Consider the following 25,194-nt stretch of genomic DNA (forward strand, 5'->3'; position numbering starts at 1 on the left):
CGGCTTCCCGTTAAAGCCTCTGGTCTTGCGCAAGGCCAGAGGCCATATGCTCGCTAGGACCAAGGAGCGCATATGGCTGACCAGCAATTCGACTACGACCTCTTCGTGATTGGCGCAGGCTCCGGCGGCGTCCGCGCCAGTCGCATCGCCTCCAGCCACGGCGCCCGCGTTGCCATTGCCGAAGAGTACCGGGTCGGCGGCACCTGCGTGATCCGGGGCTGCGTACCCAAGAAGTTGCTGGTCTATGGTTCGCACTTCGCCGAAGAATTGCAGGACGCAGCCAACTATGGCTGGACGGTCGAGAAGATGAGTTTCGACTGGCCAACGTTACGTGACGCGGTCCTGAAGGACGTTGATCGCCTCAACACCGCCTACACAAACACCCTCGAAACCAACAAGGTTGAACGCTTCCTCGAACGTGCCACCGTTACGGGACCGAACACGGTCAAGCTCGCGTCGGGCCGGGAAATCAGCGCGAAGTACATCCTCGTCGCCACCGGTGGATGGCCGGTTATGCCGGAATTTGAAGGCAGTGAACATTGTATCACCTCAAACGAGGTGTTCCATCTGGAGAGCCTGCCAAAGCGCGTGGTGATTTCCGGCGGCGGCTACATTGCAATGGAATTTGCGGGGATTTTCAACGCGCTGGGCTGTCACGTAACAATCGTGAACCGCAGCGAGACGATCTTGCGCGGCTATGACGAATCCATGCGCGACCGCCTGCTGCAGATCACCATGGCGCGCGGCATCGAGTACAAGTTCAACTGTCCGTTCGACCGCGTGGAAAAGCGCGAAGACGGCAGCTTTGATGTCTATGTCGGCAAGCAGCCCGACCCGCTCCACGCCGACGTCGTGCTGGTCGCCACCGGTCGCCGCCCGAAAACGGACGGCCTCGGCCTTGAAAGCGCCGGGATTGACCTCGGCTCACAGGGCGAAATTCCGGTCGATGACCACGGAAAAACCAGTTGCGACAGCATCTACGCCGTCGGTGACGTAACGAACCGCGTCCAACTTACCCCCGTAGCCATCCGCGAGGGGCAGGCCTTCGCTGACCGCGTGTTCGGCGGAAAGGACACGACAATCAGCTACGACTGCATACCCAGCGCCGTGTTCTCGCAACCGCCATTAGCGGGCGTTGGCATGACAGAAAGCCAGGCGCGGCAGGCCTATGGCAGCAACATCAAGGTCTACTCCTCAGACTTCCGCCCGATGAAGAACATCTTCGGCCACCGCCCTGAACGCGGCCTCTACAAAATGATCGTCGATGCCACGACCGAAAAGGTGCTTGGCATCCACATGATCGGCCCAGACAGCCCGGAAATCCTGCAAGCCGCCGCCATTGCCGTGAAGGCAGGCCTCACCAAGCAGGACTTCGATGATACGGTGGCGCTGCACCCTTCGATGGCGGAAGAACTTGTCCTGATGCGGTAATGCGTTACGGCGCAAGTATCTGAAAATACAAAGAAATTGCAGCACGTTGCGTCACAATTCTGGCGTGGCGGGCTGCAGTTTTTTAGGTCATCAGATTCCGGCAAACCATTGGTAACCGGAATGATCCTCCCAATATCCTCCCTTGCCGCCGTAAATGCCCGCCAAGGACGCCACGGCCTCGATCCGCATGATGTACTTCGCCTGCTTGTACCCTAGCGCGCGCTCCACCCGCAGTCGGATGGGCGCGCCGTGGCCAACGGGGAGGGGCTGGCGGTTCATCGTGTGGGCGAGGATTGTTTGCGGGTGCATTGCATCGATCAGGTCGATGCTTTCGTAATAGGGAATATCTGAGAAGTCGTCTGCACAATGAAAGACAATGTATTGTGCTTTATCGGAAAGTTTTGCCTGCCTCAGCAGCAGTGCCAGCGGCACGCCGGTCCATTCCCCGATCGCGCTCCACCCCTCCACACAGTCTTGCCGCGTGATCTGCGTGCGCTGCGGAGCGGCCTTTAGCTGGGCGAGGGTGAGCGTCATGGGCCGTCCGACCAGTCCGCCGATCTCCAGCTTCCAATCGGCGAAGCCATTGGCGACGTGGCTGGCATAGATTGGCGATTTCGGCAGGTAATTGCCGTTCACCCGGAACCGCGGAGACAGGTCTGCGCGGGTGAATTCGGGGGCGAGGGCGTTTCGATCCGTTACGAGACGCTGCCCTGTCAGCGATGCTTTTTCACCTAAAGTCAGTACCTTACGCACCGTTGGTGACGTTGTGATACGCTCACATCCGCTGAGCAAAAGCCCGCTTGCGCCGATCAAGGCACCGCGCCGGGAAATCATAACAAGTCCTTTCGCGCTGGCGGCAGCCTATACCATCCGGTAACTATTGAGCGCAATTCGTTGATCGGCCCTGCCAGCACCACCATCAGAAGATGGATGAAGATGAACGCACAAAATGCTGCAGCACATAGAAAATGTATGGATCGTGCAGACTGTCGCCCGCCGAAAATGTCCAGCAGGAACGGAAACGCGGCGTTCAAATTGGGGGACATTGTCATGCCGGTCAGGATAACTAACGGAATTAAAACGAAAATCACTCCGAGATAGGCAATCTTCTGTAGCGGGTTGTACGCCCGCGCGGCTTCGCCGGTAGGGAAGCGCAAGCGGGCGTGCTGCTTGATGTCTTGCCACAGATGGGATGGCTTCCGCTCTTCAGAAGTAAGCGCAAGGTCACGCGATATATGCTTGGAAAATAAGCTATAAAATAAAAGCGCCAGCAGCGATATCACCAGCATCCACGCAAAAAAGAAGTGCCACTGACGGCCTTCGGCAAGGCTGTAATAATTCGGGATCGTGAACAACGGCGGTATCGCCTTGGTGGAATAGGGGGTGTATCCTAGAAACCCGGTCGTCGGAATTTCAAGGCTACCCAGTTGCAGGAACCCCTCCTGCCCGCGCTTGCCGATCACCAGCCAGGGCTGATCGTAATTCGCGCCGAATTTGCCCCAGTAAAGCCTTGGATGCGCGTTGAAGATCGTTGCGCCGCTCATCAGCAAGGCGAAAATCGAGAGCGCGTTTAGCCAGTGCCAGATCCGCACGGGCAGGCGGGTGCGGTAGATGAGTTTTTGGGCATCGTCGGGCGGATTCTGCAACGTAACGGGCGAGGTTTCGGCATCCACGTTCAATCTCCGTTTCGCCTGTGCAGTCTGACACGCTTTGCAGGCATCGCAAACGATCATTTCGGTCGTTCAGGTGCATCTAGGTGCAGTTAGGTGCACTTCGGAACACCGTCCCTTTGAGAGAGCGTCATCAGGCTCAATCTGCTGTATTTCCGGGCACTTGCCAGCGCGATGCAGGATCGTGGAACCGGTCGCAGAGCTGCCCATGCGGCTTTGGCCACAAACCCCAGCTTCCGCCCGTTACTAACGACAGTGCGGTGGTCCCACGCATGGTCCCCGCGCCGCGCAACCTCACGCGCAATCTCGCCATAGATGCCCGCCGCTGAAAGGATCGCCCAGCGCTGCCGAGGCTTGAGCCGCGACGCACCGATGCGCGCTGAGCACTCGTGAATTTCCGCCGTCTTGCACATGCGCCCGATGATCCGCGTCAGGGCGGAGCGATAGTGCGGTTTCATCTGTTCGCCCGGAGGGATGTCTTCTTCGGCCAACCAATCCATCGGGATGTAGCTGCGATCAGCCGCGTCATCCTCCTCGATATCACGGGCGATGTTGGCTAGCTGGAAGGCGAGGCCGAGGTCGCAGGCGCGGTCGAGCGTATCTTCGTCCTCGGGAGAGACGCCCATGACCACCGCCATCATAACGCCCACCGCGCCAGCCACGTGCCAGCAGTAACGCATCAGATCAGCCTCGGAATGCGGTTGCCATTCGGCCGCGTCGAGGGCGAAGCCATCGATAACGTCACGCGCCATGTTGAGCGTGAGGCCGGTTTCGCGCACGACGAGGCCCAGCGCATCGAAGGCGGGATCGTCGGTCGGCTTGCCAGCAAAGGCCAGCGCGGTTTTCTCGCGCACCTGTGCAAGACGCTCAGCCGCGCCCGACTGGTCGCCCAGCGTGCCACCGTGGTCTTGCGCGTCGATGATGTCATCGCAGCGGCGGCACCAGGCGTAGAGCAGCCACACCCTTTCACGCGTTACGTTATCGAAAAGATGGCTGGCGATGGCGAAGCTTTTCGACCCCTTCAGGATCGATCTGCGGGCGTTAGTAACAAGGGTGGCGCGATCCTGCATAGGCTACAGGTCGTCAGCCTTCATAGCGAAAATCGGGGTGTGCGGAACGTGCGCTTCCATGCGGGCGAGCAGCAGATCGAGGTCAGGCTCGGCGATGATGATGTTCGCATGGGCGGGGCGGATGAAGCCCACGTCGATCATATGGCGGTTGAAGGCCAGCAGGTGATCGTAGAAGCCGAAAGCGTTGAGCAAACCCACCGGCTTGGCATGATAGCCAAGCTGCGCCCAACTGACCGCTTCCCACAGTTCGTCCATGGTGCCCACACCACCGGGGATGGTCAGGAAGCCGTCCGACAGATCGGTGAAGCGCTTTTTGCGATCGTGCATACCAGAGACAACGTGAAGTTCGGTGCAATCGTTGTTGGCGACTTCCGAATTGACGAGGCCTTCGGGGATGACGCCGATCACCTCGCCGCCTGCATCAAGTGCACCATAAGCAACAGCGCCCATCAGGCCGAGGCGTCCACCGCCATAGACCACGCCAATGCCGCGTCGGGCCAGTTCCTGCCCGATTTCGCGCGCGAGGGTAACGTAACGTGCGTCAGCAGGCGAGGCAGAGCCGCAATAGACGGCGAGGCGTTTCACAGAATGTCCTCCAGCATGAGTTTCGCGGTGGCTTTTGCAGAGCCTACCACGCCCGGAATTCCGGCGCCCGGATGGGTGCCCGCACCGACCAGATAGAAGTTCGTGATCGCATCGTCACGGTTGTGCGCGCGGAACCATGCGCTTTGCGTGAGCAGCGGTTCGAGGCTGAAGGCGCTGCCAAGGTGCGCGGACAGGTCGGTCTTGAAGTCTGCGGGGGCGTAATGGAATTTCGTTACGATACGCGAATGGATGTCCGGGATGAGGCGGCGGCCAACCTCGTCGAGGATGCGCTTTTCGAGGATCGGGCCGACCTGATTCCAGTCGATCGGCAGCTTGCCCATGTTGGCCACAGGGACCAGCGCATAGAACGTGCTCTTGCCTTCCGGGGCCACCGAAGGGTCGGTCACGGTCGGGTGGTGAAGGTAGATCGAGAAATCTTCAGGCAGAACGCCGTGGGTGTAGATATCGTCCAGCAGGCCTTTATAGCGCGGACCGAACAGGATCATGTGGTGCGGGATGCCGGGCCACGTGCCTTCAAGGCCGAAGTGAACGACGAAAAGGCTGGGGGAATAACGCTTCTTGCCTAGGGACTTGGCACGACGCTGCGCGTGGGTATTGTCGGGCATCAGATCGCGATAGGAATGCATGATATCGGCGTTTGAGGCGACGGCATCGAATTTGCCGGACCAACCGCTTTTGGTTTCAACGCCCGTCACCCGCGTGCCCAGTGTTTCGACATGGACGACAGGATCGCCCATGCGCACTTCGCCGCCGATGCGCTGGAAGTGCGTGACCATGCCTTCGATCAGACGATTGGTGCCGCCCCTGGCCCACCAGACGCCGCCGTCCTTTTCCAGCTTGTGGATCAAGGCGTAGATGGCGCTGGTGGTCATCGGATTGCCGCCGACCAGAAGACTGTGGAAGCTGAACGCTTCGCGCAGCTTCTCGCTTTTCACATAGCTCGACACGACCGAATAGACCGAGCGCCATGCCTGATAGCGGGCGAGCGACGGGGCAGCTTTGAGCATACTGGCGAAATCGAGGAACGGGACGGCCCCCAGCTTTCGGTAGCCTTCCTCGAAAACACCTGCAGAGTATTCGAGAAAGTCTTCATATCCCGCGACATCTTGCGGATTGATCTTCGCGATTTCGGCCTTCAGGCTGGCATCGTCGTTCGAATAATCGAAGTTGGTGCCATCGGGCCAGTTGAGGCGGTAGAATGGCATGACCGGCATGAGGTCTACGTCATCTGACAGGCGGTGGCCCTTGAGTGCCCAGAGTTCTTCAAGACACGAAGGATCAGTAATGACGGTGGGGCCGGCATCAAAGGTAAAGCCATCCTTCTGCCAGTGGTAAGCGCGGCCACCCGGCTTGTCGCGTGCTTCGATCAACGTGGTTTGCACGCCGCCGGATTGCAGCCGGATGGCAAGGGCGAGGCCGCCGAATCCTGACCCAATTACACAAGCACGCTTCATGTTCTGGTTCCTGGGTGCGAAAGGTGTTTGGGCCGCGCGCCGAGGCCGGTGAGCACGCCGAGCGCGCGGGTGATGGGGAGCGGCGGCTTTCCAGCAAGAATCCGCGCCTTGTCGAGCGTGGTGCTGCGGCCGGCGTAGAAGCGTTCGATCAACCCGTGGCGCAGGCTGTAGAACCGTTCAAGCACGCGATAGCGCAAGTGCGGTTCTGCCCCTGCGAACAGAAGTGCGGACAGTGCGCGCAAATAGGCGGACTGCTTCCAGTGCTTGCGCGACCAAGCCTCGCTGAACTGGGCGAGAGCCTCGCCGCTCAGATCCTGCTGCCGGGCAAGGGCGAGAGCATATTTTACCGCTTCGGGGAGCGAGTAGCTGGTGACGGCCTGAAACAGGCCTGCACGGACGCCAGCGCGCGCCACGTTGCCGCCGCTCGACCGCCAGAATGCGCCGAAATCGCCGCCCGCGACGACCGGTAGCACGCCCTGTTCCTCATCAAGCACTTCGGCAACTTGCCAGCCCTGTGTGGCAACGTATTCATCAATCCGGGTGCGGATGGCGGCGACATCGAGCGCGGGGCCATCGGCATAATAGGTGTCTTCGACGAATATCTCGTCGGCTGCGAAGGGCAGGGAGTAGACGAAGCGGTAACCATCGATCTGTTCGACCGTGGCGTCCTTGACGATGGGGGCATCTAGGCCATGCGGAGCTTGGAGGCGGAAGCGCCGGCCGACGAATTTCTGCCAACCTCCGGTGAGGTCACCGACATGGCGAAGGCCGCGCGCGTCTATCACTGCCCCGGCTTCGATACGGGTGCCATCTGACAGCGTGGCAGTGGTGGCGCTGCAGGCGAGCGCTCTGACGCCGGTGACAATGGCATCGGCAGCGAGGCGTTCACGCACGATCCGGTCAAAGCGGGCTGATGTGATCGAATAGTAGCTGGTATTCAGGCGTCGTTCGAATTGCGGGAATTTCACCGTATAGTCAGGCCAGGCCGCAACAATCATGCCATCAAGCAATTGGCGTCCAGCTTTGCCAATGTCGGTCCCGAAGAAGGACCAGACGTGATGGCCGCCGATATTATCGGTCTGTTCGACAAGGATAATCGAAAGCTCGGGCCGGGCCTGCTTCAGGGCCAGCGCAACCAGCCCACCTGCCAGCCCGCCTCCAAGGATCGCGATATCGCAATTGCGCAAACTCATGCCACAGCGCTTAGGAGTATGCGGTTGCCGGTGCAACCACAGGCTTGTGGCTTGGCGAACGACCCGTCAGAAAGGGCATGTGGCTTGGCGAACGACCCGTCAGAAAGGGCATGGACGGGATGGGGATCAATGACGCATGAAAATGGAACTGCTGCCGGATCGCGCCGGAAAGATTGCAGCGGCGGGCGTGGCGCTTGGCATCGTCATCATCCTGCTGGGGATGCACCGCCCGCCGATTTGCGAGTGTGGCACGATCAGGCTGTGGCAGGGCGTGGTGGAATCTGCCGAGAACAGCCAGCAGATTGCAGACTGGTACAGCTTCAGCCACGTGATCCACGGTTTTTTGTTTTACGGCGCAGCGCATCTTCTGTGGCGGCGGTTTGGGTTGCAGACCCTTTCGCCGCGCTGGGCATTGGCGTTGGCGGTTCTGGTCGAGGGAGCGTGGGAAATCCTTGAGAACTCGCCGATCATTATTGACCGCTATCGTGCGGTGACGGTCTCTTGGGGATATTCCGGGGACAGCGTGCTGAATTCGTTCGCAGACATGGCTTTCATGAGCCTTGGCTTTGTGTTTGCGGCGCGGGTTCCGACGATGGTGACGGTGGGTGTGGCTTTGGCGTTTGAATTGTTCACGCTGGCGATGATCCGCGACAATCTGGCGCTCAATGTGCTGATGCTGGCCTATCCGCTGGAATCTGTGCGGGAATGGCAAGCGGCAGGATAGAACACTGCGCCAATTTTCCCAGACGCTGGTTGCTCGTGGTCACAAATCTGCTTAATAGAGCGGCATACCCCGGGGAGCCTGTGTTGGCTGAGAGGGGCTGGTCACGCAGCCCGACCCGTCGAACCTGAACCCGTTAGCACGGGCGGAGGGAGGGAGGCCTGCTGATCCATGTTGAAAGCCTGCGCTTCCCCAATGTGAAGGTGGCGATGCGTGAGATTTCGCTTGAGCCTTCGAGCGGTGAGCCGGCCGTGCGGGTTTACGATACGTCGGGGCCGTTTACCGATACCCGCGCGACCATCGATATTGCCGCTGGCCTGCCACAGCTGCGCCGTGACTGGATCATGGCGCGGGGCGATGTTGAGGATTACGCCGCGCGCGAAATCAAGCCTGAGGACAACGGCCTGAAGGGTCCTGACCGTTCGGCGGGGGTCCCGGCCTTCCCTAATGTTGTGAAGCGTCCTCTGCGCGCCAAGGCAGGGCAGAACGTCAGCCAGATGCACTATGCGCGCAAGGGTATCATCACGCCCGAGATGGAATATGTGGCCATCCGCGAAAACCTTGGCCGCAAGCAGGCCAAGGAAGCGTTGGTGCGCGATGGGCAGGATTGGGGGGCGTCCATCCCCGATTACGTAACGCCAGAATTCGTGCGCGATGAAGTGGCGCGTGGTCGGGCGATCATTCCTTCGAACATCAATCACCCCGAATCCGAACCGATGGCGATTGGCCGCAACTTCCTGGTCAAGATCAACGCCAACATCGGCAACTCCGCCGTGGCGTCTGACGTGGCCAATGAAGTGGACAAGATGGTCTGGTCGATCCGCTGGGGTGCGGACACAGTGATGGACCTCTCGACCGGGCGCAACATCCACGACACGCGCGAATGGATCATCCGCAACAGCCCCGTGCCGATCGGCACCGTGCCGATCTATCAGGCACTGGAAAAGGTTGGCGGCGTGGCCGAAGACCTGACGTGGGAAGTGTTCCGCGATACGCTGATCGAACAGGCCGAGCAGGGCGTGGACTACTTCACGATCCATGCGGGCGTGCGCCTGCCCTACATCCCGCTCGCGGCCAAGCGGATGACCGGGATTGTCAGCCGTGGCGGATCGATCATGGCCAAGTGGTGCCTTGCGCATCACAAGGAGTCGTTCCTTTACGAACGCTTCGACGAGATCACCGAGATCATGAAAGCGTACGACGTGGCCTATTCGCTGGGCGATGGTCTGCGTCCCGGTTCGATCTACGACGCCAATGACGAGGCGCAGTTTGCCGAGCTTTACACGCTGGGCGAGCTGACCAAGCGGGCCTGGGCGGAAGACGTTCAGGTGATGATCGAAGGCCCCGGCCATGTGCCGATGCACAAGATCAAGGAGAACATGACCAAGCAGCTTGAGGCGTGCGGCGAAGCGCCGTTCTATACGCTCGGGCCGTTGGTTACCGACATTGCGCCGGGTTACGATCACATCACCAGTGGCATCGGCGCGGCGCAAATCGGCTGGTATGGCACGGCCATGCTTTGCTACGTGACGCCCAAGGAACATCTGGGACTGCCGGATCGTGATGACGTGAAGGTTGGCGTTATCACCTACAAGCTGGCTGCCCACGCGGCTGATCTTGCGAAGGGGCATCCGGCGGCGCAAGTGCGCGACGATGCGCTGAGCAAGGCGCGCTTCGAATTCCGCTGGCGGGATCAGTTCAACCTGTCGCTAGATCCTGAAACCGCCGAACAGTACCACGACCAGACGCTGCCTGCAGAAGGTGCAAAGACGGCACACTTCTGTTCGATGTGCGGTCCGAAGTTCTGCTCGATGAAGATTAGCCAGGAAGTTCGCGAATTTGCCGCCAAGCAGAACCAGCCGGTCGAAGCCTTTGTTGCCAACGAGGCAGAGGCTGAAGCGGGGATGCAGGCGATGAGCGAAAAGTACGATGAGATGGGGCGCGAGCTGTATATCGGTGCAGGTGGGCGCGAGCACGACTAAACCAGCCTGCACTTTACGTTTCAGAAGATATGGCGGGCGGCAGGGGGAACCTTGCCGCCCGCTGTCCATTGCGTTGATAACCGGGCGCAGATTTTGCACGCCCGATCAAACGCATTGGAGAAGGCGCCATGAACAAGGCCCTGATGATTTCCGCTCTGGCAGCAGCAACCCTCACGGGGGCGTGCACCAGCAACGGATACTACGACCGACCCGGATATTCACAGAGCGGCGGCGATTGGGGCTATTATGATCGCGGTTACTACGACCGCTATGGCCGCTATGACTACAACAATCCCGACCCCCGGTCTGGCGGGTACTATGCTGACCAATACTATCGAAACAATGGGCGCTATCGTGAACGCCAGTTGTCGAACAACGACCGCGTCTATCGTGGGCGCGACAACCGATATTACTGCCGCCGTTCTGACGGTTCGACAGGCTTGATCGTTGGCGGGCTTGGCGGTGCGGCAGCCGGAGCCATCATAGCGCAGGGCGACAGCAAGCCACTTGGCGCGATCATCGGAGCAATCGGTGGCGCAGCGGTAGGTGCTGCAATCGACAGCGGAAATCGCAATGGTCGCAACAATGGCCGCAATAGCGTGCGTTGCAGGTAATTCATCGCGGGCAGGGTGGGCGACTTTCGTGGCCCACCCACTGCTCAGGTGTTCTTCATATTGTCCAGACCGGCGACTACACCCGTCTTCTGCGATGGGTTGGATGCGTTGAGCTTTTTGGGCTTTTCCGCCTTTAGTTTGCGGATTTCCTTGCTCGACTTCTTTTGGCTCTTCGCCATTATCGTTCTCCGTGGGGCAATAGCCCAGCCCGGAGGTTAGACCTTTAAGTGCCAAATAGCGAACGTTAACGCGCCAGACGCCCCAGCACCTCATCCAGCGCCGAGAGGAAGCGCGAACGGTCATTCTTGGAGAATGGGGCTGGGCCACCGATGATATCGCCGCCAGCACGCAAGTCTGCCATAATGGCGCGGGTGGCAATCTGGCTCCCGATGGAACTGGTGGTGAAGGGCTTGCCTGACGGAGAAAGAGCGCTTGCGCCAGCTTTCAGGCAGCGGTCGGCGAGTAGGATGTCAGCAGTGATGACGACAGCTTTCGCGTGAGCTGCCTCGGCGATCCAGTCATCGGCAGCTTCAAACCCGTCGCTCACCACCACGCGCCGTACCAGCGGATGCACTGGCACGCGGAACGGCGAATTGCTGACCACCACGACCGGCACGTTGCGGCGATAGGCCACCTTGTAGATTTCGTCCTTTACCGGACAGGCATCGCCATCAACGAGGATGGTGAGGGACGGCGCTTGCGCAACTTCGGTCATGCCGCAGCATAGCGGCTTGACCGGTTTTGCGCCACCACCCGTCGAATACGTTCGCCAGATGACATTCAACCTGCTAACCGGCAGTCGCTGACGTCGAATTTTGCGACGGACTTCGGCAGAAACTCCCGCTTTCGCACGCAAGTGCTCTCGCGGCTTTTGACGACGATTTCCTTTCAATTGACGATTTTGACGCACGGCCTGTCTGCACTTTCGCAGGCGGGCAACCATCGTTCTTGAAAGGAACTCCCATGCCAGTAGGCACCGTAAAATTCTTCAACACCGAAAAAGGCTATGGCTTCATTCAGCCTGACAACGGCGGCGCGGACAGCTTTGTTCACATCTCGGCCGTTCAGGCTGCTGGCATGGCCTCGCTCGATAAGGACCAGCGCCTGAGCTATGAAGTCGAAACCGGCCGCAATGGCAAGGCTTCGGCTGTCAATCTCGCTTCGGCCTGATCCAGCACTTTTGAGGTGTCAAGGCTAGGCTTTGCAAAGGGCCTGCATCCTGCCAATGCGCACGGATGACCTTCGCCTCAGAAGCTGAATTGCAAATCCGCCTTCGCCGCGCCGCGTTCAATCGCGCGCTGGCGGAGGCGGATTTGTCGTCTATAGGCCCGATCCTGGCGCCTGACGTGGTGCTGGTTACCGGCACGGACAGTGCGGTGATATCGGGTCGGAAGGCGCAACTCGCTGCATGGAAGCGCGAGTTTGGTGCCGCGCTGCGCACCATCTATGCCCGCACACCTGAACGCGTGATCGCATCACCGGCTGAGCCGATTGCGATGGAGCATGGCCATTGGCGTGGTGTTGCCAATGCCTCGGACGATGTGGTTGCTTCTGGTACCTACGCTGCAAAGTGGCGGCGATTTGATCAGGGCTGGCTGCTGATAGCAGAGATTTTCGTCACGCTGGCCTGAGCCTAGGTAAAATGCCGTATAACGCTGTTTCGCTGAAATTGACCATCAGCGCGCATCCTTGTGGCCATGCTCATCCGCCCGCAAACTTCGCAAACGCTGACGCAATGCTGGTACACTCGCATTCATCAACCCGGAACGCGAAAGGTGCGGGGTGAGGCTGGGATGCTGCTTTCGGTTTGCCGCCATTGTCAGCGCGCCATCCACTCGCACGGTGGCAAAGCGTGGACTCTGGCTGACGGCATCGATCTGGACGAACTGGCCAGCCATTCCCGCATACGCTTCATCTGCGTGACCAGCGTGGATGATGGCATGATCATTGCCCGCTATCCCATCGATCGCGACGCGGGCGCGGACACGGTTGAGGCGCGGATTGATGAAATCATCGCAAAACACGAAGCCAGGGAGCCGGGCAGCGGGTTGGAAGTGAAACTGATGGGCGGCCCTAAGCGATAGCAAAGGAAAAGGGCGCTACCGCAATCGGAAGCGCCCTTTTGAACCTTACCGGCGCAGCAACATGCTGGCGCGGTTCACGGGTTTTGCGATGCTCGCCATCTGGCGAGGCATTCCCGTGTTGCGGTGCAGTCAATCGTTGGCAGCAGCCTTGCTGGCGATCGGCTTTACATCCTTGATGTCGAAAGTTGCCGGGCGTCCATTGAAACGGCCCGTGACGGTGCGCTTGGTAACCTTCAGTTCGAAGGGCACTTTGCCAGCGTAGGCTGAGCCCTTGAGTACCTTGACGTCGCCCTGCTGTTCGGCGGTGTAGTCGTACTTCACACCCTGGTAGGTGAACGAACCGGCTTCAGCTTCTGCAGCGACGGCAGGAGCGGCAACGAGGACAGCGGCGGCGAGAGCGATTGCAGACTTGATCATGGTAATGTCTCCTGGAAGATAAGGAAAGATTACCTTCAGCACCCTTATCTTGTTGCGCTGCAGCATACTATTTGTGTGCAACGCGGCAATTGTATTTGCCGACCGCCCAGTTGCATAATCTGCAAGTTTCAAAACATGCTCGTGTAATCAGAGGGTTGGGCGTTTTACAACGCAATTGGCCTGTGCATTGTTACGTATGCATGTGCCGCCGCCGTACCGAAAATCAGCGCTTGCGAACGAACTCTGCGCGCAAGACCAGCCCTTTTATGCCGGGATAGCGGCAATCGATCTCTTGCGGATCGCCAGTCAGCCGGATCGACTTGATCAGCGTTCCCTGCTTCAGCGTCTGGCCTGCGCCTTTGACTTCGAGATCCTTGATCAGCGTGACCTGATCGCCATCTGCCAGCAGATTGCCGACGGCATCGCGCACTTCAACAGTATTTTCAGCGGCACGTTTTGCCGCGAGGTCTGATGCAGCCATCCATTCGCCGCTGTCCTCGTCGTAGACATAATCTTCGTCGTCGCTCATGATTTCCTCCATGTCCTGGCCGGGCGGTGGCATGGTGACGCCGGGAAAGCCAGCAAAACGCGCGCCAGAATGGGAACGGGTGATATGGACAAGACCATTGTCAGGCTTGGAGCCCGTCATGCAGAGGCGGCAACTGCCACGTTGGCCGCCGCCTTCATGGGTGATCCGGCGATGACGTGGTTGTTCCCCGACGATGACGTGCGCGAACGGCGCTTGCCAGCCTTGATGCGCTGGACGTTTGAGGATCATCTTAGGCATGGGATGGCACTGGGCACGCCGGGGGCTGAGGCGGTGACTTTATGGCGTCCGCCGGGTGTTGTCCACGAACATGCACCGCTGACGCCGCCGGCCATGGTGCGCTTCCTTGCCATGTTGGGGACAGCCGTAATGCGAGCTGAGAAGCTGGATCGCACGATCGAGCAGCATCTGCCGCAGGGGGAACAGCAATACTATCTGCGTATGGCGGCGGTGCGGCCAGACCGGCAAGGGCAGGGGCTGGGCGGGCTTACAATCCGAGCGGGCTTGGCCGAAGCTGACGCGGCAGGGCTGCCTTCGGTTTTGGAAACGGCGACTGAGAGCAACGTCGGGCTATATCGCGCGCTGGGGTTTGACGTGATCGACGCGTGGCAGGTGGCCCGTGATGGTCCATGCTTCTGGACGATGACCCGGCCAGTTCAGGCGAACGCTGCGTATATCAATCTGGCCCCCAGCAGGACCATCAGCAGATAGATGATGGCGTAGAAGCGCTCAGCATTCAGCACTTTCACCATGCGCACGGATAGCAGTGTCGCCACGATTGCGAGCGGAACCAGCAGAGCAGCCGCAATCACCACTTCGTGGGTAAATGCACCAAGGGCCAGATAGCTTGGCACCTTGAACCAGTTGATCGCGGCAAAGAGGATTGCGTTTGTGCCTGCATAGGTCAGGTGCGGCAACTTGCGAGGCGTGACCCACATCTGGAACGGCGGCCCACCAGCGTGGGCGACCTGGCTGGTGAAGCCGGTGGCCATGCCGAACAGTGCGCCCACCCAGCCGGGTGAGGTTGATGCGGCCGCCACCCGGCCACCCCGCTCGATCCAAAGCCGGTAGATGCCGAACAGCAGAGTGATACCGCCGAGAACGCCCATCAGCGCCTGCTCGTCGATCATCGCAGCCATAGCCCAGCCTACGGCAATGCCAAGGACCGCGCCGGGCAACATCCAGCCTACGATCCACTTGTCCCACGAATGGCGGAATGACCAGACGCTGACCACGTCCTGCACGATCAGAATGGGGAGCAAGATGGCCGCAGCAGTCGACGGTGGCAGGGCAAGTGCCACGACGGGCGTTCCCAAAGCGCCAAGCCCTGAAAACCCGCCCTTGGCCATGCCGACGAGGATAACTCCCGCAATGCAGGCTACGAGAACGATCGGATCCGAGAGCAGCATGTGACTATGTATGTCGCCTGCGCAAAGGCCATTGCGTTACCCCACCGCACCATAGGGCCAGCCAGACAAACAGCGGTTGCGCGAACATCCGGGGCACGTGATAAACAAGGCCAAGGCCCCCATCCGGCTGCGCCATATCGAGAATGAAATGATTGATGTTGGCGGGAAATACACAGACTGCGTAGAGGGCCAGGCCAATGCCCGTTGCCCTGCGCAGTGACAGGGAAAACCATTGCACCAGCCCGACAGCGCCCAGCAACTCGGCGATTCCCGTCAGCAGCACTACTGCTTCCGGGGCGGGTACCCATGCAGGCATGATCGAGAGGAACGGTTTGGGCGCAATGATATGGAAGATGCCCGCGACGAAGTAGAACAGGGCTAGGACCAATCGGAGAATGCCGCGCATCATGCGCCGGGACCCCATTCCGGCGGTGCCAGAGTGAAGCCTGCAAAATCGAAGCCGGGCGCAACGACGCACGATACCAACGCATAGCCGTGCGGGCCGTTCACCGGCTTGGCCGCTTGCCATTGACCGACAGGCACGACGCCCTGCAACCTTTGCCCTGAACCGATATCCGGCCCGAGAATACATTGAACGGGCGGCGTTGCGTCATGCTCTGCAATTTCAAGTAAGACCGGATCGCCGCCCTGCCATATCCAGATCTCGTCCGCGTCGACACGATGCCAATGCGAACGGTCACCGGTGCGCAGCAGGAACAGGATTGCGGTGCTTGCCGGGCGAGTTCCGGGCACCGCTTGTGCGCGCCACGTCTCGCGATAGAACCCACCCTCTGGATGTGGCGAGAGGCTGAGTTGGTCGATCAGGTCTTGCGGTGTGGGCATGACCCGCTGTTGCCGTCGCGGATAGGCATGTCAATCACCAGACCGCGGGTTCGAGCACAAGGAAGCGTTGTTCGGTGGCGGTCCAGCCTTGCGCCGCGATCACATCATTGCTTTCTCGCGCGGTGCGATCATCGGCAAGTGACCATGTAATGTGCCACACTTTGCCATCAGGCCGTGCTGTAGAGCCATTCAGCGCCACCACCATTGCTTCAACGCCCGCACCATCGTCCGCCCGTCCGACAATCATCGCCGTTGAGACGGGCGCTGGTGGCTCACTGCCGACAATCGACAATGTGACATGATCAGCGATAACTCGCTGATAGGTGGGCGGCGTGTGCCTCAGCAGGTCAGCACGACATTCACGGGTGATCTTCCATCCGATTGTCATGGCGACCTGCTGTTGTGTTGAACGCTTTTACTGCGGCGTGACAAGCGCACCGGTGACCCAGATTACCGTCAGTGCCCCGATTGCCAGGAACAGACCCGCCGCCAAAACCCAGCGCATGATGTTGGAGGTTTCTCCGCTGCGCGCTTCCTCGGTACTAACGTGCGTCTCTTGGCCATGCTTTTCCATGGAGCTTCTCCTTTGTATTCCCGGAACTTGCCGACTCTACGCTTGGAGCAGCGCCCTGTTCCGGCCTTGTTCGCACAATCTGGCCGGAACAGTTGGAAAAGGCCTCAAGGATCAGTCGCGCAGAAGTTCGTTGATGCCCGTCTTGCTACGGGTCTGTGCGTCCACCGTCTTGACGATGACCGCGCAATAGAGCGACGGGCCGGGAGTACCATCGGGCAGCGGCTTGCCCGGCATCGCACCGGGGACGACCACTGCATAAGGAGGCACGCGGCCGATGTGGACTTCGCCGGTCGCACGGTCGACGATCTTGGTCGATGCGCCCAGATAGACACCCATCGAAAGCACTGCGCCTTCGCCCACGATCACGCCTTCGGCCACTTCGGAACGCGCGCCGATGAATGCGCCGTCCTCAATGATGACAGGGCCAGCCTGGAGCGGCTCCAGCACGCCGCCGATGCCTGCACCGCCCGAGATATGGACGTTCTTGCCGATCTGCGCGCACGATCCGACGGTGGCCCATGTATCGACCATCGTGCCTTCATCGACATAAGCGCCGATGTTAACGAAGCTGGGCATCAGCACCACGCCCTTGGCGATATGCGCACCCTTGCGCGCCACGGCACCGGGAACAACGCGGAAGCCAGCGTCACGGAAGCGGTTTTCGCCCCAGCCATCGAACTTTGAGGGAACCTTGTCGAACGCCGGTGCGCCGCCCGCGCCGTGTGGGATTACGGCGTTGTCGTTCAGGCGGAACGAGAGCAGCACAGCCTTCTTGAGCCACTGGTTGACCTGCCATTGGCCGTCGACCTTCTCGGCCACGCGAACCTTGCCGCTGTCGAGCAGTTCGAGCGCGGCTTCCACCACTTCGCGCACTTCTGCGCTGGCCGGGGTGACGTTGGCGCGGTCTTCCCATGCGGCTTCGATGGCGGCTTCGAGCTGGCTCATTGTGTTTCTCCGTGGGCAATCGCTATAGAACAAAATTGCGCGGCCACTAGCCCAGAGAGGGTGGATCGGCAAGGCTCGCCAGAGTGTGGTCGAGCCACTTCTCGATATCATCGGCCACCAGATCAATCGCGGCATCGTCCTTGGCGCGGTCACCCCAATCGGTGGCAAGGTCCAGCCACACGGTTTGCATTCCCAATGCTTTCGCGGGAGCCAAATTGCGGGCCATGTCTTCCACGAAGACGGCCGTTTTTGGCGTGACGTCGAAAGCTTCGATCATGCTGGTATAGGCTGAAATTTCGGGCTTTGGGCGATACAGCATGGCGTGGATGTCCCACACGCCCTCAAAACTGTTTTCCAGCCCAAGGCCAGCAAGGACTTTGGCGGCATAGGCATCGTCGCCGTTGGTGAAGAGCAGCTTGCGGCCCGGCAAGGCGGCAAGACGGTCGGCAAGGCGGGGGGCGGCGGCCAGCGGTGCCATGTCGATATCGTGGACGAAGCCCAGGAATTCGTGCGGCTCGGTCGCGTGGTAGTGCATCAGGCCGGAAAGCGTCGTGCCGTGATCATGGAAATAGAGCTTCTGTACGCGCCGTGCCTCTATGGCATCGCAACCAAGCAGGCCCTGGATGAAAAGGCCCATCCGCTCATCGATCTGGTCGAACAGACAAGTCGATGGCGGGTACAGAGTGTTGTCCAGATCGAAGATCCAGCAATCGACGCAATGGGGATCGAACGGCATCGGGCTCGTCTCATACGCGGCAGGCAGAAGCGCCACTTATGGACGAGCCGTTACCATCACACAGGCGGGCTGACCACTGCTACGCTAGCCATTGGGCGTGATATGTCGCAGCTTGGCGCCGTCACCGTCCTCGAGCACGTAAATCGAACCATCGGGGGCCTGCTCGATCTCGCGAATGCGATTGCCGAGGTCAATACGTTCCAGCTCTGTTGCCTTGGCGCCATCGATCTTCACCCGAACCAGTCCGCCGCTGCCCAATCCGGCGATAATGGCCTGGCCCTGCCACTGCGGGAAGGCTGTGCCGGTATAGAAAATCATGTTCCCCGGCGCGATGACGGGAGTCCAGTTGATCGCAGGTTGCGCAAGATCGGGGCGGGTATTGTTGCGGGGGATTGGCTTGCCGTCATAATGATCGCCGCCGGAAACCAGTGGCCAGCCATAGTTCTTGCCAGGTTCCACCAGATTGATCTCGTCACCGCCAGCAGGACCATGTTCGATGTCCCAAAGCCTTCCATCGGGGGAAAATGCGATGCCAAGCAGGTTACGGTGGCCAAATGACCAGATCTGCGCGGTCACGCCGCCCTTTTCTGCCATCGGATTGCCGGGTGCTGGAGTGCCATCGGGCAGGAGGCGCAGCACTTTGCCAAGATTGCCCGTAAGGTCCTGTGCCGGCGTGAACTTCTGCCGATCACCCGATGTGACGTAGAGATATTTCCCATCTGGCGAGAATGCCATGCGATGTGAATAGTGGCCCTTGCCGCTGACGTTGGGAAACTGCCGCCAGATGACGCTGAGGCCTTCGAGTTTTGGCGCATCGCCCATGACCAGTTTGGCCCGGCCAACAACTGCGCCGCGCGTATCGCCGCTGCCCTGTTCTGCCCAACTGAGATAGACCATGCCACTTGTCGCAAAATCTGGCGCGACGATCACATCGCCGAACCCGCCCTGACCGCCATAGGCAACTTTGGGGGTTCCCGACACATTCACTGAACTGTCTGAACCTTCGCGCCACAATTTCAGCGTGCCCTTCTTCTCCGTTATCAGCGCCATGTCGGTGCCAGGAAGGAAGGTCATTGCCCACGGTTCATCAAATGAGGCGACATCGGTGACGGCAATGCCTGCGGCCTCCGGCGCGTTGCCTTGGGCGGTGTCTTGTGCGGAAATGGAAGAGCCGCAGCTTGCGAGGAGCAGGGTGAGCGGCGATAGCGAGCGCAGGATTGGATTCGTCATGCCCTCTACAATGCCCTCAACTGCTTCTGGTGCCACCACCTTTTCGTCCATGCTGACAATTGGCGTGGATGAAGCGGGCAGGGGACCACTGGCCGGGCCGGTAGTCGCCGCCGCCGTGGTACTGTGCAAGCCGCGCCCGTCAGGGCTGGACGATTCCAAAAAGCTTTCCGCCAAACGCCGTGCCGAACTCGAAGCGGTCATAAAGCGCCGCTGTCGCTGGGCGGTCGGCGTGGTGGAGCCAGAAGAGATTGACCGGCTCAACATCTTCGGCGCGACCATGCTGGCGATGACCCTGGCAGTGTCCGCGCTGTGTGAGCAACTGGCACCGCACGAGGGCGTGGGCGAAGTGCTGATAGATGGCAATCTCACGCCACATGGCCGCCGCCCCGAATGGTGTTGGCCGGCGCGGGCAATCGTAGGTGGAGATGCGCTGGAGCCGTGCATTTCAGCGGCGTCTATCATAGCAAAGGAGCATCGCGACCGGATCATGCGCACAGCGGCACAGGCGCACCCGCACTATGGCTGGGAGCGCAATGCTGGTTATGGCACACCGGAACACCTTGCTGCCCTGCGCATCCACGGCCCAACCCCGCTCCACCGTCGCAGCTTCGTTCCAGTTGCCCAGTTGGCGTTGCTCTGAAAAAAGTTTGCCGGTGAGTCCGTTTGCACACACCACTACATGTTGAGTCCCGAAGTGCTGGACGGACTCTACATATCGATAAGGACTCCTTCCGTTCTCATCCGTGGAAAGCCGCGACTCGCCTGAATCTGGCGAGTCGCGGCTTGACGCGGGACTCGGGATGACTCAAACGGAGGCTTATCAACAGGGGTCAGGGACGAGATATGGTTGTCGCAGTCAAGGAACGTGCGCTCAAGGTTCAGGCCAAGGCCTTGCGCGCCGCACCGGCAAAAGTGCTCAAGGCTGACATTGCCCTCCCACGCAACCAGATCCTGCGCGGCGATTGCATCGCTGAAATGCGCAAGCTTCCCGATGCCTCGATTGACATGATCTTCGCCGATCCACCCTATAACCTCCAGCTTGGTGGCGATCTAGCGCGTCCAGACGGCAGCCATGTCGATGCGGTGACCAACGATTGGGATAAGTTCTCCAGCTTTGCCACGTATGACAAGTTTACCCGCGAATGGCTGATTGAAGCGCACCGCCTGCTCAAGCCCAATGGTTCGATTTGGGTGATCGGCAGCTATCACAACATCTTCCGCGTCGGCACGATCCTGCAGGATCTTGGCTTCTGGATCCTCAACGACATCATCTGGCGCAAAGCGAACCCGATGCCCAATTTCAAGGGCACCCGGTTTACCAATGCGCATGAAACGCTGATCTGGGCCTCGAAGAGCGAGAAGTCGAAGTACACCTTCAACTATCGTGCGATGAAAACGCTGAACGACGAACTGCAGATGCGCTCGGACTGGGTTCTGCCGATCTGCTCCGGCCCCGAACGTCTGCGCCGCAACGGCACCAAGGCGCACCCCACGCAAAAGCCCGAAGCACTGCTTTATCGCGTGATGCTGGCCACCACCAACAAGGGTGACGTAGTGCTGGATCCGTTCTTCGGCACCGGCACGACCGGAGCGGTGGCCAAGCGTCTGGGCCGGGACTGGATCGGATGTGAGCGTGAGGACGATTACATCGAAGTAGCGCTTGAGCGCATCGAACTCGCACTGCCGCTGGATGAATCTTCGCTCGTTACCATGCAGTCCAAGCGTAGCGCGCCAAAGGTCGCGTTCGGCGCGCTGGTAGAAAGCGGATACCTCATCCCCGGCACCCGTCTGACGGCCAAAAAGGGTCGGTTCTCCGCCGTGGTCCGTGCGGACGGTTCATTGCAAGCCGAAGCTGAAATCGGCTCGATCCATGGCCTCGGCGCAAAGCTCCAAGGCGCACCATCGTGCAATGGCTGGACGTTCTGGCATGTCGAACACGAAGGTGAGGTCAAGCCGATTGATGAGTTGCGCCAGCTCTATTTGCTGGCTGTGGAAGATTGATAGCCTAATATGCCACCGCCCCTGCCTAGGCGGGGGCCTCAGGCAACCCGGCGGAACCCTTGTGCATGATCGCCTGAGGTCCCCGCCTTCGCGGGGACGCACGAATGTCATCGGTTTACATCCGCCCCATTGCGCTGTGCGATAGCCCACAGTCTGAAGAAGGCGCGGCTATTCGACTCGGCGGTGGCCTCGTTTACGCCAGTCGCTTCGCTTTGATCGTGCGCGATGGCGTAACGGTCAGCACTCGCCAACGGCTCGGCACGGAAGATTTGCCAACGGCCATTGCAGCATTGCCCGACCACCTAGCTGCCGAAGCCACTGCGCAGTGGGAAAACCTGCGCCGCACACACGCGCCGCTTGTTTGCGGCCAGCGTATGCTCCGGCTCGATCAACCGCAAATTATGGGCATCCTGAATGTTACGCCCGACAGCTTCTCCGATGGCGGCCAGTTTCTCGACAATCCCGAAACCGCGCTCGACCACGCTCACGCGATGCTCTCGGCGGGTGCAGGGCTGATCGACATTGGTGGTGAATCCACGCGTCCCGGTGCAGCCGCCGTGTGGGAAGGGGATGAGGTCAAACGCGTCGTTCCGGTGATCGAGAAACTGGCCTCGGCAGGTGCAGCCATTTCCATCGACAGCCGCCGATCCACCGTGATCGAAGCTGCGCTCGCTGCTGGCGCGCACATCGTCAACGATGTGTCTGCCATGCGCCACGATCCGCGCACGGCGGAAATCGTGGCGAAATCGGGCGCTTCCGTAGTCCTGATGCACGCTCCAGGCACAGACGGCGATCTTCATGCGGATGGAGCATATGCCGATGTCGTGCTCGACGTGTTCGATGCCTTGAGTGAACGTCGGGATGCGGCCCTTGCAGCAGGTATCGCACGCGACAAGATCCTGCTCGATCCGGGCATCGGTTTCGGCAAGTCACTGGCCGAAAACCTTTCCCTCATCAACGCGCTGCCCCTGTTCCACGCGCTGGGCCAACCGATCCTGTTCGGTGCCAGCCGCAAGCGGATGATCGGCGCGCTGTCAAACGAAGTGCCAGCACACCAACGCATGGCAGGTTCGGTCATGCTCGCGCTGAAAGCGATGGATGCAGGCTGCCAGATGGCTCGCGTCCATGACGTCGCCGAAACCGTTCAGGCCTTCCACGTGTGGCGCGGCCTGCGCGACGCTGCGCTCACCGATTTCAGCCAATTGCCCTAAAGCGAAACGCCGCCATCGCTGACAAGGCAGGTGCCGGTTATCGTTGCCGCTGCATCTGACAGCAGGAAACCGATCTGTGCGGCCACTTCGTCAGCGCTGGCAAAGCGCCCCAACGGCGTCGCATCCTTCGCCATCGCAGCGAGTGCCTCGGCACGTCCGCCATGTTGTTCCACCAGCGGGGCGAACCATTCGGCCTTGTCCCAGATCCCGGTATCGACACCGCCCGGCGCAATTGCATTCACCCGCACACCAAACTTTGCGGCCTCAGCAGCCGCAACGCGCGCCAGTTGAATCGTCGCCGCTTTCGATGCCGAATAGGCCGCCGTCCCGGCCGCGGCCTTCACACCGGAAACAGAAGCCGTCACCACGATCGAGCCATGTCCGGCCTTCTTCATCGCACGCATGGCTGAACGCAGTGACATGAACGTACCGTCAAGGTTCACCGCCATAGTCTTGCGCCACGTGGCGATGTCGAGATCGACGATTTCGCCATTGCTCGCGATCCCGGCGTTCAGCACCGCGTAGTCAATCTGTGGCAGTTCACGCTCGAACAGTTTCCACAAGTTGGGATCGGTGACATCGCCGCCGAGGGCTTGAACCTTGCAGCCAAGGCCCAATTGGTCCAGCCCGCGTCGGTTGATGTCAATCAGATAAAGTTCGCCGATACCTTGTGCATCAAGCCAACGCGCAGCCGCAGCACCGATCCCCGATGCCGCACCAGTGACGAGCGCAGTGCGCCCTGCAAATTCGGATTCCCCAGCCATGCGCCAAGGCTAGCGCCAATCAGGCCGCGTTGTCGATTCCCAGTTCGGAAAGCTTGCGATAAAGAGTCGAGCGCCCAATCCCCAAGCGCCGCGCCACTTCGGTCATGCGTCCGCGATAATGGCCGATGGCAAGGCGGATAACATCCGCTTCGATATCTTCCAGCGGACGCAGATTGCCATCGGCTGCAAACAGGGTGATTCCTGCGCCATCGGTGACGCTTGGCACGCGGCGATGGCTCTCACTGATCAAGCTGGAAAGGTTAGGAAAATCCTGCGGTGTGAGCGCTTCGCCATCGCAGAATACTGCCGCCCGGAACAGCGTAGCCTGCAACTGGCGTACGTTGCCCGGCCAGTCGTAGGCCCCCAGCAGCGCCAGCGCGCCATCGGTGATTCCCAATGGCCGAAGCCCCGGCTGTTCGCCAATCCGTGCCAGAAAATGACGTGCAAGCGCTGCAATATCGGCAGGCCGCTCGCGCAGAGCGGGCAGAGTTACTTGCGTTTGCGTGAGCAGTGCCAGCAGGTCTGCACGGAAATCGCCGGTTTCCACCAGATCGCGAATCCCCGCATTGGCGCAGGCGATTACCCGCACATCAACGCGGAATGAGTGACGCGCGCCAATGGGCTGTACTTCGCCGCGTTCTACAAAGCGGACCATTCGCTCCTGCACATTTTCGGGCAGGCGGTCGATCTCGTCGATCACCAGCGTGCCGCCATCGGCGTGTTGAAGCAGCCCGACGTGGCGCTCAAATGCGCCTGCAAATGCACCCTTTTCATGGCCGAACAAGGCGGACTCGATCTGGTTGGCGGGAATTCCGCCTGCATTGATCGTGCGCAGCGCGGCCTTTGCACGCGGACTTGCAGCGTGCATCGCGCGTACCAGCATTTCCTTGCCAGTGCCGCTTTCGCCTTCGATCATGACATTTGAATGGGTGCGTGCCGCTTTTGCTGCAACAGCCAGCGCCGCACGGAAAGCCGGGGCTGCGCCGATCATCGAATCGAAATCGAGTGGCGCGCCAAGCTTTTCGGTCAGCGGCTGAAGTTCAATCGCATCGGTTTCGCGCGTGGTGGCGCTGCGCAGGGCTTGCAGCAGGCGTTCGGGCGCAACGGGTTTGATCAGATAATCGGTTGCCCCTGCACGCATCGCTTCCACCGCCAGCAATGGTGAACTGCTGGTCGTCAGCATCAGGATGGGAAGGGCAGGGCGGCGGGCCTTCAATTCGGCGATAAGGGCACAGGCATCGTCACCCGGTACCCACTGGTCAAGGATGATCGCGCCAAGCTGCATCCCCTGCCGCGTGCCGAGCGTAGCGATGGCGCTTTCCGAATCGCGGGCGATGATCGTGCGCCATCCCTCCCGCGAAGCCAGTGCCGAAATCAGGCGGCACTGGGCGGGTTCATCATCAATCAGCGCGTCAGGAGCGCAGCACTATCCAAATTGAGTAAAGACCCGATTAAGCGAGAAGGGTTGCTGCGCACTTGAGTGCCAGCCAAGCCGCCGCTAGAGCGATAAAGCTGCGCCGGAATGGGCGCGTAAATTTCATTGGGGAAGAACATGGCTCCTGCAAATGACATCAAGGCCGCCAAGGCCACCTACGAAGGCTTCGTCAATCTGGTGAAGTGGTCCACGCCGCTGATCTGCGTGCTGGTGCTCGTCGTCATCCTAGTGATCCAGTAACAGCGCCGTGGCGGGGG

General features: G+C 60.2%; 32 protein-coding genes and 1 riboswitch. Of the genes, 12 read left to right on the top strand and 20 right to left on the bottom strand.

Annotation, left to right across the window (positions count from 1 at the left end; genetic code table 11):
• The first annotated feature begins 72 nt into the window (after positions 1-72).
• Positions 73-1,431 (top strand): glutathione-disulfide reductase, encoded by a 1,359-nt coding sequence (gene gorA / locus B7X90_RS08255; RefSeq protein ID WP_292623450.1) that lies wholly within the window; start codon positions 73-75, stop codon positions 1,429-1,431.
• 90 nt (positions 1,432-1,521) lie between these two features.
• On the opposite strand, the gene B7X90_RS08260 is transcribed toward gorA, so the two are convergent.
• From B7X90_RS08260 to crtY, 6 genes are all read right to left on the bottom strand, one after another.
• Complete coding sequence (locus B7X90_RS08260; RefSeq protein WP_292623453.1) at positions 1,522-2,265, bottom strand: molybdopterin-binding protein; 744 nt, start codon at positions 2,263-2,265, stop codon at positions 1,522-1,524.
• Positions 2,262-3,104: a cytochrome b/b6 domain-containing protein gene (locus B7X90_RS08265; protein ID WP_292623455.1), complete on the bottom strand. Its 843-nt coding sequence runs from the start codon at positions 3,102-3,104 to the stop codon at positions 2,262-2,264. Before B7X90_RS08265 ends, B7X90_RS08260 begins: the two co-directional genes overlap by 4 nt.
• An 89-nt stretch (positions 3,105-3,193) precedes the next feature.
• Positions 3,194-4,171, bottom strand: a complete 978-nt coding sequence (locus tag B7X90_RS08270; RefSeq protein ID WP_292623457.1) for a phytoene/squalene synthase family protein — start codon at positions 4,169-4,171, stop codon at positions 3,194-3,196.
• A 3-nt stretch (positions 4,172-4,174) separates the two neighbouring features.
• A complete protein-coding gene (locus B7X90_RS08275) occupies positions 4,175-4,756 on the bottom strand; it encodes a TIGR00730 family Rossman fold protein (RefSeq protein WP_292623459.1) in 582 nt (193 codons plus the stop codon).
• Positions 4,753-6,231 carry a phytoene desaturase gene (locus B7X90_RS08280; protein ID WP_292623461.1) on the bottom strand — a complete coding sequence of 493 codons (1,479 nt, stop codon included), beginning with the start codon at positions 6,229-6,231 and terminating at the stop codon, positions 4,753-4,755. The genes B7X90_RS08275 and B7X90_RS08280 overlap by 4 nt, the downstream gene beginning before the upstream one ends.
• The gene (gene crtY, locus B7X90_RS08285) at positions 6,228-7,424 is read right to left on the bottom strand and encodes a lycopene beta-cyclase CrtY (RefSeq protein ID WP_292623463.1); all 1,197 of its coding nucleotides are present in this window, start codon (positions 7,422-7,424) and stop codon (positions 6,228-6,230) included. Before crtY ends, B7X90_RS08280 begins: the two co-directional genes overlap by 4 nt.
• A 136-nt stretch (positions 7,425-7,560) precedes the next feature.
• On the opposite strand from crtY, the gene B7X90_RS08290 reads away from it, so the two are divergent.
• The 3 genes from B7X90_RS08290 to B7X90_RS08300 all read left to right on the top strand — a co-directional run bounded on the left by B7X90_RS08290 (position 7,561) and on the right by B7X90_RS08300 (position 10,741).
• Entirely contained in the window at positions 7,561-8,148 is a 588-nt protein-coding gene (locus tag B7X90_RS08290; RefSeq protein ID WP_292623465.1) for a DUF2585 domain-containing protein, read from the top strand.
• A gap of 60 nt (positions 8,149-8,208) precedes the next feature.
• Positions 8,209-8,316: riboswitch (TPP riboswitch) on the top strand.
• Positions 8,307-10,127, top strand: coding sequence for a phosphomethylpyrimidine synthase ThiC (thiC, locus tag B7X90_RS08295; RefSeq protein WP_292623526.1), 1,821 nt, complete (start codon positions 8,307-8,309; stop codon positions 10,125-10,127). It overlaps the preceding riboswitch by 10 nt.
• 128 nt (positions 10,128-10,255) lie before the next feature.
• Positions 10,256-10,741 carry a hypothetical protein gene (locus tag B7X90_RS08300; protein ID WP_292623467.1) on the top strand — a complete coding sequence of 162 codons (486 nt, stop codon included), beginning with the start codon at positions 10,256-10,258 and terminating at the stop codon, positions 10,739-10,741.
• 44 nt (positions 10,742-10,785) lie between these two features.
• Here B7X90_RS08300 and B7X90_RS08305 read toward each other — a convergent pair whose 3' ends face one another.
• Positions 10,786-10,920 (bottom strand): hypothetical protein, encoded by a 135-nt coding sequence (locus tag B7X90_RS08305; RefSeq protein ID WP_292623469.1) that lies wholly within the window; start codon positions 10,918-10,920, stop codon positions 10,786-10,788.
• A gap of 65 nt (positions 10,921-10,985) precedes the next feature.
• Positions 10,986-11,456 carry a YaiI/YqxD family protein gene (locus B7X90_RS08310; RefSeq protein ID WP_292623471.1) on the bottom strand — a complete coding sequence of 157 codons (471 nt, stop codon included), beginning with the start codon at positions 11,454-11,456 and terminating at the stop codon, positions 10,986-10,988.
• Positions 11,457-11,704: 248 nt separating this feature from the next.
• Between B7X90_RS08310 and B7X90_RS08315 the strand changes: the two genes are divergently transcribed.
• The 3 genes from B7X90_RS08315 (at position 11,705) to B7X90_RS08325 (ending at position 12,825) form a co-directional block, all read left to right on the top strand.
• A complete protein-coding gene (locus B7X90_RS08315) occupies positions 11,705-11,911 on the top strand; it encodes a cold-shock protein (RefSeq protein ID WP_084277208.1) in 207 nt (68 codons plus the stop codon).
• A gap of 65 nt (positions 11,912-11,976) precedes the next feature.
• Positions 11,977-12,372: a nuclear transport factor 2 family protein gene (locus B7X90_RS08320; protein ID WP_292623474.1), complete on the top strand. Its 396-nt coding sequence runs from the start codon at positions 11,977-11,979 to the stop codon at positions 12,370-12,372.
• A 162-nt stretch (positions 12,373-12,534) separates the two neighbouring features.
• Complete coding sequence (locus B7X90_RS08325) at positions 12,535-12,825, top strand: hypothetical protein (protein ID WP_292623476.1); 291 nt, start codon at positions 12,535-12,537, stop codon at positions 12,823-12,825.
• 129 nt (positions 12,826-12,954) lie between these two features.
• On the opposite strand, the gene B7X90_RS08330 is transcribed toward B7X90_RS08325, so the two are convergent.
• Positions 12,955-13,242, bottom strand: coding sequence for a hypothetical protein (locus tag B7X90_RS08330; RefSeq protein WP_292623478.1), 288 nt, complete (start codon positions 13,240-13,242; stop codon positions 12,955-12,957).
• Between the two features lie 223 nt (positions 13,243-13,465).
• Entirely contained in the window at positions 13,466-13,771 is a 306-nt protein-coding gene (locus tag B7X90_RS08335) for an alkylphosphonate utilization protein (RefSeq protein WP_292623479.1), read from the bottom strand.
• 84 nt (positions 13,772-13,855) lie between these two features.
• Here B7X90_RS08335 and B7X90_RS08340 point away from each other — a divergent pair, with 84 nt between their 5' ends.
• On the top strand, positions 13,856-14,500 hold the full coding sequence (locus B7X90_RS08340) for a GNAT family N-acetyltransferase (protein ID WP_292623482.1): 645 nt from the start codon (positions 13,856-13,858) through the stop codon (positions 14,498-14,500).
• On the opposite strand, the gene B7X90_RS08345 is transcribed toward B7X90_RS08340, so the two are convergent.
• From B7X90_RS08345 to B7X90_RS08380, 8 genes are all read right to left on the bottom strand, one after another.
• Positions 14,446-15,198 (bottom strand): sulfite exporter TauE/SafE family protein, encoded by a 753-nt coding sequence (locus tag B7X90_RS08345; RefSeq protein WP_292623484.1) that lies wholly within the window; start codon positions 15,196-15,198, stop codon positions 14,446-14,448. The two genes, B7X90_RS08340 and B7X90_RS08345, sit on opposite strands and share 55 nt — an antisense overlap.
• Positions 15,199-15,202: 4 nt before the next feature.
• Positions 15,203-15,607, bottom strand: a complete 405-nt coding sequence (locus B7X90_RS08350; RefSeq protein ID WP_292623486.1) for a DoxX family protein — start codon at positions 15,605-15,607, stop codon at positions 15,203-15,205.
• On the bottom strand, positions 15,604-16,041 hold the full coding sequence (locus B7X90_RS08355; protein ID WP_292623488.1) for a cupin domain-containing protein: 438 nt from the start codon (positions 16,039-16,041) through the stop codon (positions 15,604-15,606). The genes B7X90_RS08350 and B7X90_RS08355 overlap by 4 nt, the downstream gene beginning before the upstream one ends.
• Before the next feature lie 34 nt (positions 16,042-16,075).
• Positions 16,076-16,429 carry a hypothetical protein gene (locus B7X90_RS08360; protein WP_292623490.1) on the bottom strand — a complete coding sequence of 118 codons (354 nt, stop codon included), beginning with the start codon at positions 16,427-16,429 and terminating at the stop codon, positions 16,076-16,078.
• Positions 16,430-16,456: 27 nt separating this feature from the next.
• Complete coding sequence (locus B7X90_RS08365) at positions 16,457-16,615, bottom strand: hypothetical protein (RefSeq protein WP_292623493.1); 159 nt, start codon at positions 16,613-16,615, stop codon at positions 16,457-16,459.
• 111 nt (positions 16,616-16,726) lie between these two features.
• Positions 16,727-17,560: a 2,3,4,5-tetrahydropyridine-2,6-dicarboxylate N-succinyltransferase gene (gene dapD / locus B7X90_RS08370; RefSeq protein WP_292623495.1), complete on the bottom strand. Its 834-nt coding sequence runs from the start codon at positions 17,558-17,560 to the stop codon at positions 16,727-16,729.
• A gap of 46 nt (positions 17,561-17,606) precedes the next feature.
• Positions 17,607-18,296 carry a pyrimidine 5'-nucleotidase gene (locus B7X90_RS08375; RefSeq protein ID WP_292623496.1) on the bottom strand — a complete coding sequence of 230 codons (690 nt, stop codon included), beginning with the start codon at positions 18,294-18,296 and terminating at the stop codon, positions 17,607-17,609.
• An 84-nt stretch (positions 18,297-18,380) separates the two neighbouring features.
• Positions 18,381-19,526 carry a PQQ-dependent sugar dehydrogenase gene (locus tag B7X90_RS08380; protein ID WP_292623497.1) on the bottom strand — a complete coding sequence of 382 codons (1,146 nt, stop codon included), beginning with the start codon at positions 19,524-19,526 and terminating at the stop codon, positions 18,381-18,383.
• A gap of 49 nt (positions 19,527-19,575) precedes the next feature.
• Here B7X90_RS08380 and B7X90_RS08385 point away from each other — a divergent pair, with 49 nt between their 5' ends.
• From B7X90_RS08385 to folP, 3 genes are all read left to right on the top strand, one after another.
• Positions 19,576-20,166, top strand: coding sequence for a ribonuclease HII (locus B7X90_RS08385; protein ID WP_292623527.1), 591 nt, complete (start codon positions 19,576-19,578; stop codon positions 20,164-20,166).
• Between the two features lie 203 nt (positions 20,167-20,369).
• Positions 20,370-21,527, top strand: a complete 1,158-nt coding sequence (locus tag B7X90_RS08390; protein ID WP_292623498.1) for a site-specific DNA-methyltransferase — start codon at positions 20,370-20,372, stop codon at positions 21,525-21,527.
• 104 nt (positions 21,528-21,631) lie between these two features.
• On the top strand, positions 21,632-22,738 hold the full coding sequence (gene folP / locus B7X90_RS08395) for a dihydropteroate synthase (RefSeq protein ID WP_292623499.1): 1,107 nt from the start codon (positions 21,632-21,634) through the stop codon (positions 22,736-22,738).
• Here folP and B7X90_RS08400 read toward each other — a convergent pair.
• Entirely contained in the window at positions 22,735-23,502 is a 768-nt protein-coding gene (locus tag B7X90_RS08400; protein ID WP_292623501.1) for an SDR family oxidoreductase, read from the bottom strand. The two genes, folP and B7X90_RS08400, sit on opposite strands and share 4 nt — an antisense overlap.
• 19 nt (positions 23,503-23,521) lie before the next feature.
• Positions 23,522-24,910, bottom strand: a complete 1,389-nt coding sequence (locus tag B7X90_RS08405) for a sigma-54 dependent transcriptional regulator (protein WP_292623529.1) — start codon at positions 24,908-24,910, stop codon at positions 23,522-23,524.
• Between the two features lie 144 nt (positions 24,911-25,054).
• Between B7X90_RS08405 and B7X90_RS08410 the strand changes: the two genes are divergently transcribed.
• Complete coding sequence (locus B7X90_RS08410) at positions 25,055-25,177, top strand: aa3-type cytochrome c oxidase subunit IV (RefSeq protein ID WP_292623503.1); 123 nt, start codon at positions 25,055-25,057, stop codon at positions 25,175-25,177.
• Positions 25,178-25,194 lie beyond the last annotated feature (17 nt).

It is taken from the genome of Novosphingobium sp. 17-62-19 (assembly GCF_002256775.1).
Taxonomy (GTDB): Bacteria; Pseudomonadota; Alphaproteobacteria; order Sphingomonadales; family Sphingomonadaceae; genus Novosphingobium.